Source organism: Bifidobacterium italicum (genome assembly GCF_002286915.1).
Classification (GTDB): Bacteria; Actinomycetota; Actinomycetes; order Actinomycetales; family Bifidobacteriaceae; genus Bifidobacterium; species Bifidobacterium italicum.
In genome coordinates this window covers 1-2,666 of record NZ_MVOG01000061.1, presented here as the reverse complement: position 1 = coordinate 2,666, position 2,666 = coordinate 1, and the positions used below count along the sequence as shown (strand labels likewise).

Genomic DNA, 2,666 nt, shown 5'->3' with positions numbered 1-2,666 from the left:
CCGTCGTCGGTCAGGACACCGTCGGCATCATCGCTCGCGTCTGCACGTACCTTTCCGAGCACCGCACGAACGTGCTCGACATCTCGCAGACGATCATCGACGGGTTCTTCAACATGATGATGATCGTCGACTACTCGGACGCCGACGTCGCGTTCGAGACGATCGTCGACGACCTCGAGGCCCTCGGCGAGGACATCGGCGTGCGCATCCGCTGCCAGCGCGAGGAGATCTTCACGAAGATGCACCGCGTCTGAGGACATGCGGCGGCCGCGGCGGCCGCCAACCCGAACGCAACAGGCCAGAGGCCGGAAGGAACCAGCATGCTGAATATCATGGAGGTCCACGAGACCAACCAGATGATCGAGCAGGAGAAGCTCGACGTGCGCACGATCACGATGGGCATCAGCCTCATGGATTGCGCGACGACCGACGTCGACGAGACGTGCGGCAAGATCTACGACAAAATCACGACCTACGCGAAGGACCTCGTCTCCACCGGCGAGTCGATCGAACGCGACTTCGGCATCCCGATCGTCAACAAGCGCATCACGGTGACGCCGATCGCGCTCGTCGGCGCGAGCTGCTGCCGGACGAGCGCCGACTTCGTCAAGATCGCGCACGCGCTCGACCGCGCCGCGAAGACGGTCGGCGTCGACCTCATCGGCGGCTACTCGGCGCTCGTCTCGAAGTCGATGACACCGGCCGAGGAGCTGCTCATCCGTTCGCTGCCGGCCGCGCTGAGCGAGACCGACATCGTCTGCTCGTCGGTCAACGTCGGCTCGACGAAGACCGGCATCGACATGAACGCCGTCGACATGCTCGGCCACATCATCAAGGAGATCGCCGAGGCGACCGCCGACAACGACTCCTACGGCTGCGTCAAGTTCGTCGCGTTCTGCAACGCGCCGGACGACAACCCGTTCATGGCGGGCGGCTTCCACGGCGTGACCGAAGGCGACGCCGTCATCAACGTCGGCGTGTCCGGTCCGGGAGTCGTCTCGCGCGCGCTCGACGCGGCCGTCGGCAAGGACTTCGAGTTCCTGTGCGAGACGATCAAGCGCACCGCGTTCAAGATCACGCGCGTCGGCCAGCTCGTCGCGCAGGAGGCGTCGAAGCGCCTCGGCGTGCCGTTCGGCATCATCGACCTGTCGCTCGCGCCGACGCCGGCCGTCGGCGACTCGGTCGGCGAGGTGCTCGAGAAGATGGGCCTGGCGCAGGTGGGCGGCCCCGGCACGACGGCCGCGCTCGCGATGCTCAACGACCAGGTCAAGAAGGGCGGCATCATGGCGTCCTCGTACGTCGGCGGCCTGTCCGGCGCGTTCATCCCGGTCTCCGAGGACAAGAACATGATCGACGCGGCCGAAAGCGGCTGCCTGACGATCGAGAAGCTCGAGGCGATGACCTGCGTGTGCTCGGTCGGCCTCGACATGATCGCGATCCCCGGCGACACGCCGGCTTCGACGATCTCCGGCATCATCGCCGACGAATCCGCGATCGGCATGGTCAACCAGAAGACGACGGCGGTGCGCGTCATCCCGGTCGTCGGCAAGACCGTCGGCCAGATGGCGAACTTCGGCGGCCTGATGGGCTACGCGCCGATCATGCCGGTGAACACGGCGAGCTGCGAGGCCTTCGTGACGCGCGGCGGTCGCATCCCGGCGCCGATTCATAGTTTCAAGAACTGAGATCCCACCCCGAAATGCGAGATGGGCGTACATCAATCGATTGATGTACGCCCATCTCGCATTTCGGGGTGGTGTTCACTGACCCCCATCAAATCCGAGCTGCCTCCACGCCTCGTAGATCGCGATCGACGCGCAGTTCGTCAGGTTCAGGCTGCGCAGGCTCGGGCGCATTGGCAGACGCACCTGCTCGGCGACGTGCGGCCCGAACATGATGTCGGTCGGATCGGGGATGTTGCCCGGCTCGGGGCCGAACAGCAGGATGTCGGTCGGCCTGTACTCGACCTCAGTGTACAGCTTCGTCGCATGCGCCGTGAACGCGATGATGCGTGAATCGGGCATCGACTGCACGAGGTCCCCGAAGTCCGGATGGAGCACGACATGCGCCATGTCGTGGTAGTCGAGGCCGGCGCGGCGCAGCTTCGTGTCGCGCAGGTTGAAGCCGAGCGGCTCCACGAGATGCAGGATCGTGCCGGTGACCGCGCACAGGCGGATCGCCGAGCCGGTGTTGCCGGGGATGCGCGGGGAGTAGTAGCACAGATGCGGCGTCGACGTCGGCGTGTTCGCCGCCTCCTTCGCCGTCATCATCGCATCGACGACCGAGATCGGATTGCCGTGCGCGTCGGTCACGAGTTCGTCGGGGCCGTAGTTCGACTTGCGGTAGCCGTACTCGAACATCTTCTCCACCCGGGCTTCCGGATCGACGCCGGCGGCCGCGGCGTCCGCGGGATTCGTTGCTTCATTCGTCACGTGACACACGATATTGCCCCGGCGCGACGCGCGCTTCCGCAACCGCGCGCGCTCCACTACAATGGCGTGGCTATGGTCACACGAACGAAGGCGACGCACATGAAGCAGGCCGCCGATCCGAGCGACGTCGTCGGCGTCCCGCGCGCCCGGGCCGCGCGGCGTCTCGCCGCACAGGTCCGCGGTCCGCTGTTCGCATGGTGGGACGTGCATGCGCGCGAGCTGCCGTGGCGCGAC

At 66.1% G+C, this 2,666-nt stretch carries 3 protein-coding genes; 2 read left to right on the top strand and 1 reads right to left on the bottom strand.

Translation table 11 applies throughout. The annotated features are described in order from the left end of the window. A partial coding sequence (locus B1400_RS09195; protein ID WP_095614081.1) for an ACT domain-containing protein occupies nt 1-254 on the top strand: 254 nt, incomplete at its 5' end. A 66-nt stretch (nt 255-320) separates the two neighbouring features. After that, the gene (locus tag B1400_RS09190) at nt 321-1,685 is read left to right on the top strand and encodes a PFL family protein (RefSeq protein ID WP_095614080.1); all 1,365 of its coding nucleotides are present in this window, start codon (nt 321-323) and stop codon (nt 1,683-1,685) included. 75 nt (nt 1,686-1,760) lie between these two features. Here the strand turns inward: B1400_RS09190 and B1400_RS09185 are convergent, their stop codons facing one another. Next, nucleotides 1,761-2,432 (bottom strand): tRNA (cytidine(34)-2'-O)-methyltransferase, encoded by a 672-nt coding sequence (locus B1400_RS09185; RefSeq protein ID WP_095614079.1) that lies wholly within the window; start codon nt 2,430-2,432, stop codon nt 1,761-1,763. Nucleotides 2,433-2,666: the final 234 nt, after the last annotated feature.

Bases quoted from the DNA above. Each gene is read 5' to 3' on its own strand.
- B1400_RS09190 (WP_095614080.1), top strand. From the start codon at position 321: ATGCTGAATATCATGGAGGTCCACGAGACCAACCAGATGATCGAGCAG.